Origin of the sequence: Mammaliicoccus sp. J-M41 (assembly GCF_022385935.1) — a bacterium.
Lineage (GTDB): Bacteria > Bacillota > Bacilli > Staphylococcales > Staphylococcaceae > Mammaliicoccus > Mammaliicoccus sciuri_A.
The window spans coordinates 71,276-84,651 of sequence record NZ_JAJNIR010000001.1 but is presented as its reverse complement, the minus strand read 5'-3'; the positions used below and the strand labels follow the sequence as shown (position 1 = coordinate 84,651).

28 protein-coding genes are annotated in these 13,376 nt (G+C 36.5%); 27 read left to right on the top strand and 1 reads right to left on the bottom strand.

Features of this window, described 5'->3' with window-relative positions; all coding sequences use genetic code 11:
- Positions 1 to 2: 2 nt before the first annotated feature.
- Positions 3 to 371 (bottom strand): hypothetical protein, encoded by a 369-nt coding sequence (locus LQ686_RS00525; protein ID WP_025906797.1) that lies wholly within the window; start codon positions 369 to 371, stop codon positions 3 to 5.
- A gap of 316 nt (positions 372 to 687) precedes the next feature.
- Here LQ686_RS00525 and rpsJ point away from each other — a divergent pair, with 316 nt between their 5' ends.
- The 27 genes from rpsJ (at position 688) to rpsK (ending at position 13,373) form a co-directional block, all read left to right on the top strand.
- On the top strand, positions 688 to 996 hold the full coding sequence (gene rpsJ / locus LQ686_RS00520) for a 30S ribosomal protein S10 (protein ID WP_016998799.1): 309 nt from the start codon (positions 688 to 690) through the stop codon (positions 994 to 996).
- Positions 997 to 1,027: 31 nt separating this feature from the next.
- Positions 1,028 to 1,690, top strand: a complete 663-nt coding sequence (gene rplC, locus LQ686_RS00515) for a 50S ribosomal protein L3 (RefSeq protein WP_103360707.1) — start codon at positions 1,028 to 1,030, stop codon at positions 1,688 to 1,690.
- 29 nt (positions 1,691 to 1,719) lie between these two features.
- On the top strand, positions 1,720 to 2,343 hold the full coding sequence (gene rplD / locus LQ686_RS00510; RefSeq protein ID WP_025906795.1) for a 50S ribosomal protein L4: 624 nt from the start codon (positions 1,720 to 1,722) through the stop codon (positions 2,341 to 2,343).
- Positions 2,343 to 2,621, top strand: a complete 279-nt coding sequence (gene rplW, locus LQ686_RS00505) for a 50S ribosomal protein L23 (RefSeq protein WP_025906794.1) — start codon at positions 2,343 to 2,345, stop codon at positions 2,619 to 2,621. The genes rplD and rplW overlap by 1 nt, the downstream gene beginning before the upstream one ends.
- A 31-nt stretch (positions 2,622 to 2,652) precedes the next feature.
- Positions 2,653 to 3,486: a 50S ribosomal protein L2 gene (rplB, locus tag LQ686_RS00500; RefSeq protein WP_025906793.1), complete on the top strand. Its 834-nt coding sequence runs from the start codon at positions 2,653 to 2,655 to the stop codon at positions 3,484 to 3,486.
- A 64-nt stretch (positions 3,487 to 3,550) separates the two neighbouring features.
- Positions 3,551 to 3,829 carry a 30S ribosomal protein S19 gene (gene rpsS / locus LQ686_RS00495; RefSeq protein ID WP_025906792.1) on the top strand — a complete coding sequence of 93 codons (279 nt, stop codon included), beginning with the start codon at positions 3,551 to 3,553 and terminating at the stop codon, positions 3,827 to 3,829.
- A gap of 25 nt (positions 3,830 to 3,854) precedes the next feature.
- On the top strand, positions 3,855 to 4,211 hold the full coding sequence (gene rplV / locus LQ686_RS00490) for a 50S ribosomal protein L22 (protein ID WP_025906791.1): 357 nt from the start codon (positions 3,855 to 3,857) through the stop codon (positions 4,209 to 4,211).
- Between the two features lie 28 nt (positions 4,212 to 4,239).
- Complete coding sequence (rpsC, locus tag LQ686_RS00485; protein ID WP_025906790.1) at positions 4,240 to 4,893, top strand: 30S ribosomal protein S3; 654 nt, start codon at positions 4,240 to 4,242, stop codon at positions 4,891 to 4,893.
- Between the two features lie 2 nt (positions 4,894 to 4,895).
- A complete protein-coding gene (rplP, locus tag LQ686_RS00480; RefSeq protein WP_016998807.1) occupies positions 4,896 to 5,330 on the top strand; it encodes a 50S ribosomal protein L16 in 435 nt (144 codons plus the stop codon).
- Positions 5,320 to 5,535: a 50S ribosomal protein L29 gene (gene rpmC / locus LQ686_RS00475; protein WP_016998808.1), complete on the top strand. Its 216-nt coding sequence runs from the start codon at positions 5,320 to 5,322 to the stop codon at positions 5,533 to 5,535. The genes rplP and rpmC overlap by 11 nt, the downstream gene beginning before the upstream one ends.
- Positions 5,536 to 5,558: 23 nt before the next feature.
- A complete protein-coding gene (gene rpsQ / locus LQ686_RS00470) occupies positions 5,559 to 5,822 on the top strand; it encodes a 30S ribosomal protein S17 (protein ID WP_016911101.1) in 264 nt (87 codons plus the stop codon).
- Between the two features lie 33 nt (positions 5,823 to 5,855).
- On the top strand, positions 5,856 to 6,224 hold the full coding sequence (gene rplN, locus LQ686_RS00465) for a 50S ribosomal protein L14 (RefSeq protein WP_016911102.1): 369 nt from the start codon (positions 5,856 to 5,858) through the stop codon (positions 6,222 to 6,224).
- A gap of 43 nt (positions 6,225 to 6,267) precedes the next feature.
- A complete protein-coding gene (gene rplX / locus LQ686_RS00460) occupies positions 6,268 to 6,588 on the top strand; it encodes a 50S ribosomal protein L24 (protein ID WP_025906789.1) in 321 nt (106 codons plus the stop codon).
- 25 nt (positions 6,589 to 6,613) lie between these two features.
- A complete protein-coding gene (rplE, locus tag LQ686_RS00455; RefSeq protein WP_025906788.1) occupies positions 6,614 to 7,153 on the top strand; it encodes a 50S ribosomal protein L5 in 540 nt (179 codons plus the stop codon).
- Between the two features lie 27 nt (positions 7,154 to 7,180).
- Complete coding sequence (locus tag LQ686_RS00450; RefSeq protein ID WP_016998812.1) at positions 7,181 to 7,366, top strand: type Z 30S ribosomal protein S14; 186 nt, start codon at positions 7,181 to 7,183, stop codon at positions 7,364 to 7,366.
- 29 nt (positions 7,367 to 7,395) lie between these two features.
- Complete coding sequence (rpsH, locus tag LQ686_RS00445; RefSeq protein ID WP_025906787.1) at positions 7,396 to 7,794, top strand: 30S ribosomal protein S8; 399 nt, start codon at positions 7,396 to 7,398, stop codon at positions 7,792 to 7,794.
- Positions 7,795 to 7,823: 29 nt separating this feature from the next.
- Positions 7,824 to 8,360 carry a 50S ribosomal protein L6 gene (gene rplF, locus LQ686_RS00440; protein WP_025906786.1) on the top strand — a complete coding sequence of 179 codons (537 nt, stop codon included), beginning with the start codon at positions 7,824 to 7,826 and terminating at the stop codon, positions 8,358 to 8,360.
- 27 nt (positions 8,361 to 8,387) lie between these two features.
- Positions 8,388 to 8,750, top strand: a complete 363-nt coding sequence (gene rplR / locus LQ686_RS00435; RefSeq protein ID WP_037589017.1) for a 50S ribosomal protein L18 — start codon at positions 8,388 to 8,390, stop codon at positions 8,748 to 8,750.
- Between the two features lie 18 nt (positions 8,751 to 8,768).
- Complete coding sequence (rpsE, locus tag LQ686_RS00430) at positions 8,769 to 9,269, top strand: 30S ribosomal protein S5 (RefSeq protein WP_025906784.1); 501 nt, start codon at positions 8,769 to 8,771, stop codon at positions 9,267 to 9,269.
- A gap of 16 nt (positions 9,270 to 9,285) precedes the next feature.
- On the top strand, positions 9,286 to 9,465 hold the full coding sequence (gene rpmD, locus LQ686_RS00425; RefSeq protein ID WP_037589015.1) for a 50S ribosomal protein L30: 180 nt from the start codon (positions 9,286 to 9,288) through the stop codon (positions 9,463 to 9,465).
- 30 nt (positions 9,466 to 9,495) lie between these two features.
- Positions 9,496 to 9,936, top strand: coding sequence for a 50S ribosomal protein L15 (rplO, locus tag LQ686_RS00420; RefSeq protein ID WP_049320032.1), 441 nt, complete (start codon positions 9,496 to 9,498; stop codon positions 9,934 to 9,936).
- Positions 9,936 to 11,237, top strand: coding sequence for a preprotein translocase subunit SecY (gene secY, locus LQ686_RS00415; protein ID WP_103360706.1), 1,302 nt, complete (start codon positions 9,936 to 9,938; stop codon positions 11,235 to 11,237). Before rplO ends, secY begins: the two co-directional genes overlap by 1 nt.
- Before the next feature lie 18 nt (positions 11,238 to 11,255).
- Positions 11,256 to 11,903 (top strand): adenylate kinase, encoded by a 648-nt coding sequence (locus tag LQ686_RS00410; protein ID WP_025906780.1) that lies wholly within the window; start codon positions 11,256 to 11,258, stop codon positions 11,901 to 11,903.
- A gap of 307 nt (positions 11,904 to 12,210) precedes the next feature.
- A complete protein-coding gene (gene infA / locus LQ686_RS00405) occupies positions 12,211 to 12,429 on the top strand; it encodes a translation initiation factor IF-1 (protein WP_001118443.1) in 219 nt (72 codons plus the stop codon).
- Positions 12,430 to 12,461: 32 nt separating this feature from the next.
- Positions 12,462 to 12,575, top strand: coding sequence for a 50S ribosomal protein L36 (gene rpmJ / locus LQ686_RS00400; protein WP_003156543.1), 114 nt, complete (start codon positions 12,462 to 12,464; stop codon positions 12,573 to 12,575).
- A gap of 20 nt (positions 12,576 to 12,595) precedes the next feature.
- On the top strand, positions 12,596 to 12,961 hold the full coding sequence (rpsM, locus tag LQ686_RS00395) for a 30S ribosomal protein S13 (protein WP_048541062.1): 366 nt from the start codon (positions 12,596 to 12,598) through the stop codon (positions 12,959 to 12,961).
- Positions 12,962 to 12,983: 22 nt separating this feature from the next.
- Positions 12,984 to 13,373, top strand: a complete 390-nt coding sequence (gene rpsK / locus LQ686_RS00390; RefSeq protein ID WP_025906484.1) for a 30S ribosomal protein S11 — start codon at positions 12,984 to 12,986, stop codon at positions 13,371 to 13,373.
- Positions 13,374 to 13,376 lie beyond the last annotated feature (3 nt).

Sequence of the window (13,376 nt, the reverse complement as noted above, 5' to 3'; positions counted from 1 at the left end):
TATTAACTTTTATAAGTAGTCTTGTAATATTTAGATGGGATATATACTGGCGCAATTATAATCGTAAATAAGAAGATGATCATTAAAACGACCATTACGATATGTAATAACCAGCCAATGATAGGAATGATTGCAACAAAGCTAGCGATTAGTCCGATTAATGGAATAACGAATATTACTTTAACAGAATTCTGGTTATCTATTAATAGGATAAGTGTCGTAATAAAGTATAACGTTCCATTAAGTACCAAAGCATTATAACCAGTTGAAAGAACGATTCCTCCACCTAGAAAAGGAATGGCTAATAATAACTCAGATACAACTAATATAATAGAAAGAACTAGCAAAACTGATTTAATTCCTCTTTTCATGATTTCACCACCTAGTTAAAATTGCTTGTTATATTATAACATTTTGATTACAAATTATCTATTTAAATTTTACCTATTGAAAAAGAGCACATAATCCGTTATAATACTTGGGTATGTGTTAGATGAAATTAGAAAAAATATATGGTTATCTATTGATTAATAGAAATAAATCATGTATCATATCTAATGTTGGACTTTAAGAAGCGATGAAGCGAGAGGTTACTGACACACCCGGCCGCTTTGCCATGGCGGTGTGTAAGAGAGTTTTCGTGGAGAAGTCTATCACTATAAAGTAGACGAACAAGGAGGGAAAATTATGGCAAAACAAAAAATTCGTATCCGTTTAAAAGCGTATGATCACCGCATGATCGATCAATCAGCAGAGAAAATTGTTGAAACAGCTAAACGTTCAGGAGCTCAAGTGTCTGGTCCGATTCCATTACCAACTGAGAAATCAGTTTATACTGTAATCCGTGCCGTTCATAAGTACAAAGACTCACGTGAACAATTCGAACAACGTACGCATAAACGTTTAATCGACATTCTTAACCCTACACCAAAAACAGTTGATGCTCTTATGGGCTTAAACTTACCATCAGGTGTAGACATCGAAATCAAATTATAATTCATTAAAATAACAGGAGGTGCGACTTTCGATGACCAAAGGAATCTTAGGAAGAAAAATTGGAATGACTCAAGTATTCGCAGAAAACGGTGAATTAATACCAGTTACTGTAGTAGAAGCTAGTCAAAACGTAGTATTACAAACTAAAACTGAAGAAGTAGATGGCTACAACGCTGTTCAAATCGGTTTTGAAGACAAACAAGCATATAAAAAAGATCGTAAATCTAACAAATATGCTACTAAAGCTGCTGAAGGCCATGCTAAAAAAGCAGGTACAGCACCTAAGCGCTTCACTCGTGAATTCAGAAACATTGATGTTTCAGCTTACGAGGTAGGTCAAGAAGTCACTGTAGATACTTTCCAAGCAGGAGACATTATTGATGCAACAGGCGTTTCAAAAGGTAAAGGTTTCCAAGGCTCTATTAAACGCCACGGTTTCTCTCGTGGACCAATGAGTCACGGTTCTCATTACCACAGAGGCTCTGGTTCAATGGGTATGGCTTCAGATGCTTCTAAAGTATTTAAAGGCAAAGAATTACCAGGCCGTATGGGCGGAAACACAGTTACTATGCAAAACTTAGAAGTAGTTAAAGTTGATGCAGAAAATAACGTAATTTTAGTTAAAGGTAACGTGCCAGGTCCTAAAAAAGGTTTAGTAAAACTTACAACTTCAATTAAAAAAGGTAATAAATAATTATTTAGGTGAAAGGAGGAAACAACATTATGGCTAATATTGATGTATTAAAAGTAGATGGATCAAAATCAGGTTCTATCGAATTAAATGATAGTGTATTTGGTATCGAACCAAACCAACACGTATTATTCGAAGCAGTCAACTTACAACGTGCTTCATTACGCCAAGGTACTCACGCAGTTAAAAATCGTTCAGCAGTTCGTGGTGGTGGACGTAAACCTTGGAAACAAAAAGGTACAGGTCGTGCTCGTCAAGGTACAATCCGTGCGCCACAATGGCGTGGTGGTGGTATCGTATTCGGTCCTACACCAAGAAGTTATTCTTACAAAATGCCTAAGAAAATGCGTCGTTTAGCATTACGTTCTGCATTATCTTCAAAAGTAAGTGGTAACGAATTAACAGTTTTAGAAGCATTCAACTTTGATGCGCCTAAAACAAAAGAATTCAAAAATGTAATGAGCAACTTAGAACTTTCTAAGAAAGTTTTATTCATCGTTGATACTGTAGACAGCAACGTTGAATTATCAGCTCGTAACATTCCAGGTGTTAAAGTTATCGACGCTCAAAGCTTAAACGTATTAGATATCTTAGATTCTAGTAAAGTCGTAATAACTAAAGCAGCAGTGGATAAAGTAGAGGAGGTGCTCGCATAATGGAAGCAAGAGATGTTATTAAGCGCCCCGTAATCACAGAAAAATCTTCATCAGATATGGCTTTAGATAAATACACATTTGATGTAGATACACGTGCAAACAAAACACAAGTAAAAATCGCAATCGAAGAAATTTTCGACGTGAAAGTTGATACAGTAAATATCATGAACGTTAAAGCAAAAGCTAAACGTGTTGGTCGTTACAATGGTTTCACTAACAAACGTCGTAAAGCAATCGTAACTCTAAAAGAAGGTTCTTCAATAGACCTATTTAACTAAAAACAATTACCATTAAGGAGGTAAAACGACAATGGCTCTTAAAAAGTATAAGCCAATTACAAATGGTCGTCGTAATATGACATCTTCAGACTTCGCTGAAATTACATCAACGACTCCTGAAAAGTCTTTATTACAACCGCTTCCGAGAAAAGCGGGACGTAACAACCAAGGTAAATTGACAGTTCGTCACAGAGGTGGCGGTCATAAACGTCAATACCGTGTAATTGATTTCAAACGTAACAAAGATGGAATTCCTGCTAAAGTAGCAACTATCGAGTATGATCCAAACCGTTCAGCTAATATCGCATTATTAGTATACGCAGATGGTGAAAAAAGATATATCATTGCTCCTAAAGGATTAAAAGTAGGACAAGAAGTATTCAATGGTCCAGATGCAGATATCAAAGTAGGTAATGCATTAGCATTAACTGATATCCCAGTTGGTACTACAATTCACAACATCGAATTAAAACCAGGTAAAGGTGGACAATTAGTCCGTTCAGCTGGTACAAGTGCTCAAGTACTTGGTAAAGAAGGTAAATACGTACTAGTTCGTCTTAAATCAGGTGAAGTTCGTATGATCTTATCTACTTGTCGTGCAACAATCGGTCAAGTTGGTAACGAACAACACGAATTAATCACAATTGGTAAAGCTGGTCGTTCTAGATGGATGGGTAAACGTCCTACAGTTCGTGGTTCTGTAATGAACCCTAACGATCACCCTCACGGTGGTGGTGAAGGTCGTACACCAATCGGTCTTAAATCACCAATGTCTCCATGGGGCAAACCAACACTTGGTAAGAAAACTCGTAAACAAAACCAACGTTCATCTAAATTTATCGTTCGTGGTCGTAAGAAAAAATAATAATACCTTATTTACGTGTGCGGCTTAGATGCCGCGCGCATTAAATAAGAAGGGAGGCGCCATAATGGCTCGTAGTCTTAAAAAAGGACCTTTCGTTGATGATCATTTAATGAAAAAAGTTGAAGCTCAAAACGAAGGTGAAAAAAAATCAGTTATTAAAACATGGTCTCGTCGTTCAACAGTATTTCCTAACTTCATCGGACATACAATAGCAGTATATGATGGTCGTAAACATGTGCCAGTTTTCATTACTGAAGATATGGTTGGACATAAATTAGGAGAGTTTGCACCTACACGTACTTATAAAGGTCATGCTGCAGACGACAAAAAGACTAAACGCTAATTTCTAAAAAGAGGAGGAAGTCACAATGGAAGCAAAAGCGGTTGCTAGAACAATAAGAATCGCACCTCGTAAAGTGAGATTAGTTTTAGATCTTATTAGAGGTAAAGAAGTGGCAGAAGCAATTGCCATCTTAAAATTAACAAACAAAGCAACATCACCTGTTGTTGAAAAATTATTAATGTCAGCATTAGCAAATGCAGAACATAACTATGATTTAAATCCTGACACATTAGTAGTAAAAGAAGCTTACGCTAATGAAGGACCTACATTGAAACGTTTCCGTCCACGTGCACAAGGTCGTGCAAGTGCGATTAACAAACGTACTAGCCACATTACAATCGTAGTTGGCGAAAAAGAAGCTAAAGAAGTTAAAGAAGCATAATTAACTAAATCATTAAGGAGGGAATATAGTGGGTCAAAAAATTAATCCAATCGGACTTCGTGTCGGTGTAATTCGTGACTGGGAAGCAAAGTGGTATGCAGGTAAAGACTTCGCAACACTTTTACATGAAGACTTAAAAGTTCGTAAATATATCGCAGAAGCATTAAAAGAAGCTTCAGTTTCAAGTGTTGAAATTGAACGTGCAGCAAACCGTATCAATATCGCTATCCACACTGGTAAACCAGGTATGGTTATTGGTAAAGGCGGTTCAGAAATTGAAAAATTACGTAACAAATTAAACGCATTGACTAACAAAAAAGTACACATCAACGTTATCGAAATCAAAAAAGTTGATTTAGATGCAACATTGGTAGCAAATAACATTGCTCGTCAATTAGAAAACCGTGTATCTTTCCGTCGTGCTCAAAAACAAGCTATCCAACGTGCAATGAAATTGGGAGCTAAAGGTATCAAAACTCAAGTATCTGGTCGTTTAGGTGGCGCAGATATCGCTCGTGCAGAACAATATTCAGAAGGAACTGTTCCACTTCATACATTACGTGCAGACATTGATTTCGCACATGAAGAAGCCGACACTACTTACGGTAAATTAGGTGTTAAAGTATGGATCTACCGTGGAGAAGTTCTTCCTACAAAGAAGTCTAGTGAAGGAGGAAAATAATAATGTTATTACCAAAGCGTGTTAAATTCCGTCGTCAACATCGTCCAAAAACAACTGGTCGTTCAAAAGGCGGAAATGAAGTAACATTTGGTGAGTACGGTTTACAAGCTCAAACAGCAGCTTGGATTACTTCTCGTCAAATCGAATCAGCTCGTATCGCAATGACACGTTACATGAAACGTGGCGGAAAAGTATGGATCAAAATATTCCCACATACACCATATACTAAAAAACCTTTAGAAGTACGTATGGGTTCAGGTAAAGGTGCAGTTGAAGGATGGGTAGCAGTAGTTAAACCAGGACGTATCTTGTTCGAAGTTGCAGGTGTTCAAGAAGAAGTTGCACGTGAAGCATTACGTCTTGCAGCACACAAACTTCCAGTTAAATCTAAGTTTGTAAAACGTGAAGAATTGGGTGGTGACACAAATGAAAGCTAAGGATATCAGAAATTTAACCACTACTGAAATTGAAAAAGAAATCAAAGAAGCTAAAGAGCAATTATTCAACTTACGCTTTCAGTTAGCAACTGGTCAACTTGAAGAGACTGCTAACATTCGAAAAGTTAAAAAGACGATTGCACGTCTAAAAACAATCGTTCGCGAAAGAGAAATCGAAGAAGAGAAAGCAGCAGATAATAAATAATCAAGTAGAGGAGGTTCATTACTGTGAGTGAAAGAAATGACCGCAAAGTTTACGTTGGTAAAGTAGTTTCAGATAAAATGGATAAAACTATTACAGTAGTTGTTGAAACATACAAAACTCATAAATTATATGGTAAACGCGTAAAATATTCAAAAAAATATAAAACGCATGATGAAAACAATTCAGCAAAAATGGGCGATATCGTTAAGATTGCAGAAACACGTCCTTTATCATCAACTAAACGTTTCCGTCTAGTTGAAATCGTTGAAGAATCAGTAATTATTTAATAGAAGTATAAAGATAAGGGAGGTCAAACAAAGATGATCCAACAAGAAACACGTTTAAAAGTAGCAGACAACTCTGGTGCTCGTGAAGTATTAACAATTAAAGTTTTAGGCGGATCTGGTCGTAAGACAGCTAACATTGGTGATGTAATCGTCGTTACTGTTAAAAATGCTACACCAGGTGGCGTTGTTAAAAAAGGTGAAGTTGTTAAAGCTGTTGTTGTACGTACTAAATCAGGTGTACGTCGTGAAGATGGCTCTTACATCAAATTTGACGAAAATGCATGTGTAATCATCCGTGATGACAAAGGTCCACGTGGTACACGTATATTCGGTCCTGTAGCGCGTGAATTACGTGAAGGTAACTTCATGAAGATCGTTTCTCTAGCGCCAGAGGTACTTTAATCTATAATGATAAAAAACAAAATTCCTAAGGAGGTGCCTACACATGCACGTACGTAAAGGTGACAACGTAATCGTTATCTCAGGTAAAGATAAAGGTAAAACTGGTAAAGTTTTAGAAGCATTACCTAAGAAAGAACGCGTAGTTGTAGAAGGTGTTAACATCATTAAAAAACACCAAAAACCAACTCAGTTCAATCCAGAAGGTGGTATCTTAGAAACAGAAGGTACTATCCACGTATCAAACGTTCAATTACTTGATCCTAAGACAAATGAGCCAACTCGTGTTGGATTCAAAGTAGTAGATGGTAAAAAAGTTCGTATCGCTAAAAAATCTGGCGAAGAAATCAAATCATCAAAAGAATAATTATTAAGTGAAAGGAGGATCCACTTTGACACGTTTAAAAGAAAAGTTTAATAATGAAATTTCTGCTGAGTTAGTTAAGAAATTTAACTATAGTTCAGTTATGGAAGTACCAAAAATCGAAAAAATAGTTGTAAATATGGGTATCGGTGATGCAGTTCAAAACTCTAAAGTTTTAGACTCTGCAGTTGAAGAACTTCAAGCAATCACTGGTCAAAAACCATTAGTAACTAAAGCTAAAAAATCTATTGCGACTTTCCGTCTTCGTGAAGGTATGCCAATCGGTGCAAAAGTTACATTACGTGGAGAAAGAATGTATGAATTCTTTGATAAATTAATCTCAGTTTCATTACCACGTGTACGTGACTTCCGTGGTATCTCTAAAAAAGCATTCGACGGTCGTGGAAATTACACTTTAGGTGTTAAGGAACAATTAATTTTCCCTGAAATCGACTATGATAAAGTAAGTAAAGTACGAGGAATGGATATCGTTATCGTTACAACTGCTAACACTGACGAGGAAGCTCGTGAATTGTTAACACAATTCGGTATGCCATTTCAAAAGTAATCTCTAATTATAAAGGAGGCTAATTAAGTGGCTAAAAAATCAATGATCGCTAAACAACAACGTAAACAAAAATTCGGAGTTCGTGAATACACTCGTTGTGAACGTTGTGGACGTCCACACTCAGTATATCGTAAATTCAAACTTTGCCGTATTTGTTTCCGTGAACTAGCATACAAAGGCCAAATCCCTGGCGTACGTAAAGCTAGCTGGTAAACTCAAAAGAATGAAAGGAGGAAACACAAATGACAATGTCAGATCCAATTGCAGATATGTTAACTCGCGTGCGTAACGCAAACATGGTACGTCACGAAAAATTAGAGTTACCTGCATCAAACATTAAAAAAGAAATCGCTGAAATCCTTAAAAAAGAAGGATTCGTAAAAAGCGTAGAATATATCGAAGATGATAAGCAAGGTGTTATCCGTATGTTCCTTAAATATGGTCAAAACAACGAGCGCGTTATCACAGGATTAAAACGTATTTCTAAACCAGGTTTACGTGTTTATGCTAAAGCTGACGAACTTCCAAAAGTTCTTAACGGTTTAGGTATTGCACTTGTTTCTACATCTGAAGGTGTTTTAACTGATAAAGATGCTAGACAACGTGGAATCGGTGGAGAAGTATTAGCTTATATCTGGTAATTATAAAATTATAAGGAGGTGCCCACATAATGAGCCGTGTAGGTAAGAAAATTATTGAAATCCCTTCAGACGTTACAGTTACTATCGAAGGTAACACAGTAACAGTTAAAGGATCTAAAGGTGAATTAACTAGTACTTTTAATGAAGAAATGACATATAAACAAGAGGACAACAGCTTAGAAGTTGTACGTCCATCTGACTCTAAAGAACATAAAACAATCCATGGTACAACTCGTGCGTTAATCGCTAACATGATTGAAGGTGTATCTAAAGGTTTCGAGAAAAACTTAGAACTTATTGGTGTTGGTTACCGTGCCCAAATGCAAGGTAAAAATATCATCTTAAACGTTGGTTATTCTCACCCTGTAGAAATCGTTGCTGAAGATGGAATCACATTATCAGTAGAGAAAAACACTAAAGTTAAAGTAGAAGGTATTTCAAAAGAACGTGTTGGTGCAATTGCATCTTATATCCGTTCAATCCGTCCACCAGAACCTTACAAAGGTAAAGGTATTCGTTACGAAGGCGAATATGTTCGTCGTAAAGAAGGTAAAACTGGTAAGTAATCATTAAGATAAGAAAGGAGCACTAACATGATCGCTAAAATCGACAAAAATAAAGTTCGTTTGAAAAGACATGCTCGCGTACGTGCTAAATTAGCTGGAACAAGCGAAAAGCCACGTTTAAACGTATATCGTTCAAACAAACATATTTATGCTCAAGTAATTGATGACTTAAACGGTGTAACAATCGCTCAAGCATCAACTGTAGATAAAGAATTTAACCTAGAGCAATCAGGTAATGTAGAAGCAGCTGCTAAAGTAGGCGAAATCGTTGCAAAACGTGCCGCTGAAAAAGGCGTTGACGCTGTAGTATTTGATCGTGGAGGATATTTATACCACGGACGTATCAAAGCATTAGCTGATGCAGCTCGTGAAAACGGACTTCAATTTTAATTTAAAGGAGGGACACTCATGCGTCGTAAAGAACAAGAAGTTAAAGAATTTGAAGAGCGCGTAGTTACGATTAACCGTGTAGCTAAAGTAGTTAAAGGTGGTCGTCGTTTCCGTTTTACAGCTTTAGTAGTTGTTGGAGATAAAAATGGTCGCGTAGGTTTCGGTACTGGTAAAGCTCAAGAGGTACCTGAAGCAATTAAAAAAGCAGTAGAAGATGCTAAGAAAGACTTAGTAACAGTTCCACGTGTTGAAGGAACAACTCCTCACCAAGTTATTGGACGTTTTGGTGCAGGTCGTGTTTTAATTAAACCAGCAGCACCTGGTACAGGTGTTATTGCAGGTGGACCAGTTCGTGCCGTATTAGAACTTGCTGGTATCACTGATATCTTAAGTAAATCATTAGGTTCTAACACACCAATCAACATGGTTCGTGCTACAATTGAAGGACTTAAAGAACTTAAAAATGCCGAAGAAGTAGCTAGTCTACGCGGTAAATCAGTAGAAGAATTATTAAATTAAGGAGGGAACAAACACTATGGCTAAATTAGAAATTACCCTCACTCGTAGCGTTATTGGTCGTCCTGAAACTCAACGTAAGACAGTTCAAGCGCTAGGACTTAAAAAAACAAACTCAACTGTAGTAGTTGAAGATAATCCTGCGATTCGTGGGCAAATCAACAAAGTAAGTCACTTAGTAAAAGTTACTGAAAAATAAATTCATCTAAAGTATTAAGGAGGTGCCAAAATGAAATTACATGAATTGAAACCAGTTAAAGGTGCTCGTAAAGAACGTAACCGTGTTGGTCGTGGTATGGCTACAGGTAACGGTAAAACAAGTGGCCGTGGTACTAAAGGTCAAAAAGCACGTTCAGGTGGCGGTGTTCGTTTAGGTTTCGAAGGTGGTCAATTACCATTATTCCGTCGTTTACCAAAACGTGGATTCACTAACATCAACCGTAAAGAATATGCAATTGTTAATCTTGATCAATTAAATCGTTTCGAAGATGGAACTGAAGTTACACCAGCGTTATTAGTAGAATCAGGTGTTGTTAAATCTGAAAAATCTGGCGTTAAAGTTTTAGGAAACGGTTCATTAGAAAAGAAATTAACAATAAAAGCTCATAAATTCTCAGCTTCAGCAATTGAAGCAATCGAAGGTAAGGGCGGAACGCATGAGGTGATCTAATGTTTGAAACGATCATTAGTTTTTTGAAGACTAAAGATATTCGTAACAAGATATTATTCACACTAGCAATGCTCGTTATATTTAAAGTTGGAACTTACATTCCAGCTCCTGGTGTTAATCCAGATGCTTTTAATCAAAATAAAGGTTCGCAAGGTATTACCGATTTGTTTAACACATTCGGTGGAGGTGCCTTGCAGAACTTCTCAATTTTAGCGATGGGTATTATGCCTTACATTACTGCTTCAATCGTAATGCAATTATTACAAATGGATGTTGTACCTAAGTTTACAGAGTGGTCTAAACAAGGCGAAGTTGGTCGTAAAAAGATTAATCAATTTACACGTTACTTCACAATTGTATTAGCCTTTGTTCAAGGCTTAGGTATGTCGTATTCATTTAATAATATGCTCGGTGGTAATTTAATTGAAAATACTTCAGTCTTAAATTATGTGTTAATAGCACTTGTTTTAACTGCAGGAACAGCTTTCTTAATGTGGTTAGGTGAGCAGATAACACAATTTGGTGTTGGTAATGGTATTTCTATTATTATCTTCGCTGGTATTTTATCTTCTATGCCAAACTCATTGATTCAGTTCTACCAACAAAGTTTTGTTGGTGCAGATGATACTACTATGGCTTGGTTAAAAGCGATTGGTTTATTCGTAGGTATGATTTTACTTACTGTTGGTGCAGTTTATGTACTTCAAGCAATTCGTAAAATTCCTATTCAATATGCTAAACGTCAAACTCAAGGTGCAGGTGGTTCATTATCTGCAAACGCAACATATTTACCTTTAAAAGTTAATGCAGCTGGTGTAATTCCTGTAATCTTTGCGATGGCATTCTTCATGCTTCCGAAGACATTAACATTGTTCTTCCCAGATCAAGAATGGGCGCAAACAGTTACTAATTACGCAGATCCATCTCATAATATTGGTATGATCGTATACGTTATTTTAATTATAGCTTTCGCATACTTTTATGCATTTGTTCAGGTTAATCCTGAAAAAATGGCAGAGAACTTACAAAAACAAGGTAGTTATGTACCAGGTATTAGACCTGGAGATCAAACTAAAAAATACATCACTAAAGTGCTTTATCGTTTAACGTTTGTGGGATCAATTTTCTTAGCTGTAATTTCTATTATTCCAATTTTAGCAATTAAGTTAATGAATTTACCTCAAGCAATACAAGTTGGTGGTACTAGCTTACTAATCGTTATCGGTGTTGCAATTGAAACAATGAAAACTTTAGAAGCTCAACTCAATCAACGTGAATATAGAGGCTTTAGAAGACGATAAGCAAGTAGGAGGGTTTTTATGAACATCATTTTAATGGGTTTACCTGGAGCAGGTAAAGGTACTCAAGCGAGTGAAATTGTTAAGAAATACCCTATTCCTCATATCTCAACTGGTGATATGTTCCGTAAAGCGATCAAAGAAGAGACTGACCTTGGTAAAGAGGCTAAATCTTATATGGATCGCGGGGAACTTGTACCAGATGAAGTGACTATAGGTATCGTTAGAGAAAGACTAGCTGAAGAAGATGCGAAAAAAGGATTTTTACTAGATGGTTTTCCTCGTACAGTTGAACAAGCTGATGCATTAAATGAAATTTTAAGTGACTTAGATCGTAAAGTAGATGCTGTTATCAACATCGAAGTTGCGGAAGAAGAACTTATGAATCGTTTAACTGGTAGAAGAATTTGTGAAGTATGTGGAACAACTTATCATTTAGTATTTAATCCGCCAAAAGTTGAAGGTGTTTGTGATCTTGATGGTGGTAAATTATATCAACGTGAAGATGATAACCCTGAAACAGTAGCAAATCGTTTAAGTGTTAATGTTAAACAAACTAAACCACTTTTAGATTTCTATGAAAATCAAGGTGTCCTTAAAAACATCGATGGTTCTAGACAAATTGATAATGTTACTGAAGATGTTATTCAAATTCTTGAATCATTATAGTAATGACGCTTTCACCCCGAATTCGCCTAGCTTTAGGTGATTCTTGAACGCGTGAATGCGTTCAATTTTAAGAATCAAGATAGTATTTAGGTTTTTGGAATACAATCGGAGTGATTACAAGAAGCGATAAGTATTTGAAGTGTTGTCGAATGCAAATCTTAAGTATTAAATCATCCCAATTTTATAAACCTGTGCTTATTCTATGTGATTTAATCACCTAAAGTATGTCTCTAATTTTGGACCAGGTTTTAAAACATGAAATACGTTTGTATTTCACGAGAATGAATAGAAAAAGGGGGAAATGATCATGGCTAAACAAGATGTAATCGAATTAGAAGGTACAGTATTAGATACTTTACCAAACGCTATGTTTAAAGTAGAATTAGAAAATGGACATGAAATTTTAGCACACGTTAGTGGTAAAATCCGTATGAACTATATTAGAATTCTACCTGGCGACAAAGTAACAGTTGAAATGTCTCCGTATGACCTAACACGCGGAAGAATCACTTATCGTTATAAATAATCGTCACTCCAAATACAAGGAGGTATACAAAGATGAAAGTAAGACCATCAGTAAAACCAATTTGCGAAAAATGTAAAGTTATTCGTCGTAAAGGTAAAGTAATGGTGATTTGTGAAAATCCAAAACACAAACAAAAACAAGGCTAATAAAAGAGAGGTGTAAATAAATGGCTCGTATTGCAGGTATTGACGTACCACGTGAGAAACGCGTAGTAATCTCGTTAACTTACGTATATGGTATCGGAAAAACAACAGCACAAAAAATTCTTAAAGAAGCAAACGTATCTGAAGACACACGTGTTCGCGATTTAACTGATGACGAATTAGGTCGTATCCGTGAAGTTGTAGATGGTTACAAAGTTGAAGGTGACCTTCGTCGTGAAAGAAACTTAAACATTAAACGTTTAATGGAAATCGCTTCATACCGTGGAATTCGCCACCGTCGTGGTTTACCAGTTCGTGGTCAAAACACTAAGAATAATGCGCGTACGCGTAAAGGACCAGTTAAAACAGTAGCGAACAAGAAAAAATAATAAGTAAAGGAGGCACATATAAATGGCACGTAAACAAGTTTCTCGTAAACGTAGAGTTAAAAAGAATATTGAAAGTGGTGTAGCTCACATCCGTTCAACATTCAACAATACAATCGTAACGATCACTGATGATTTCGGTAATGCATTATCATGGTCTTCAGCAGGTGCGTTAGGATTTAAAGGTTCTAAAAAATCAACACCTTTTGCAGCTCAAATGGCTTCAGAAACAGCTTCAAAAGCTGCTATGGAACACGGTTTGAAAACTGTAGAAGTAACAGTTAAAGGTCCTGGCCCAGGTCGTGAATCAGCGATCCGTGCGTTACAATCAGCTGGATTAGAAATCACAGCAATTAAAGACGTAACACCAGTTCCACATAACGGATGTCGTCCACCAAAACGTCGTCGTGTATAATTT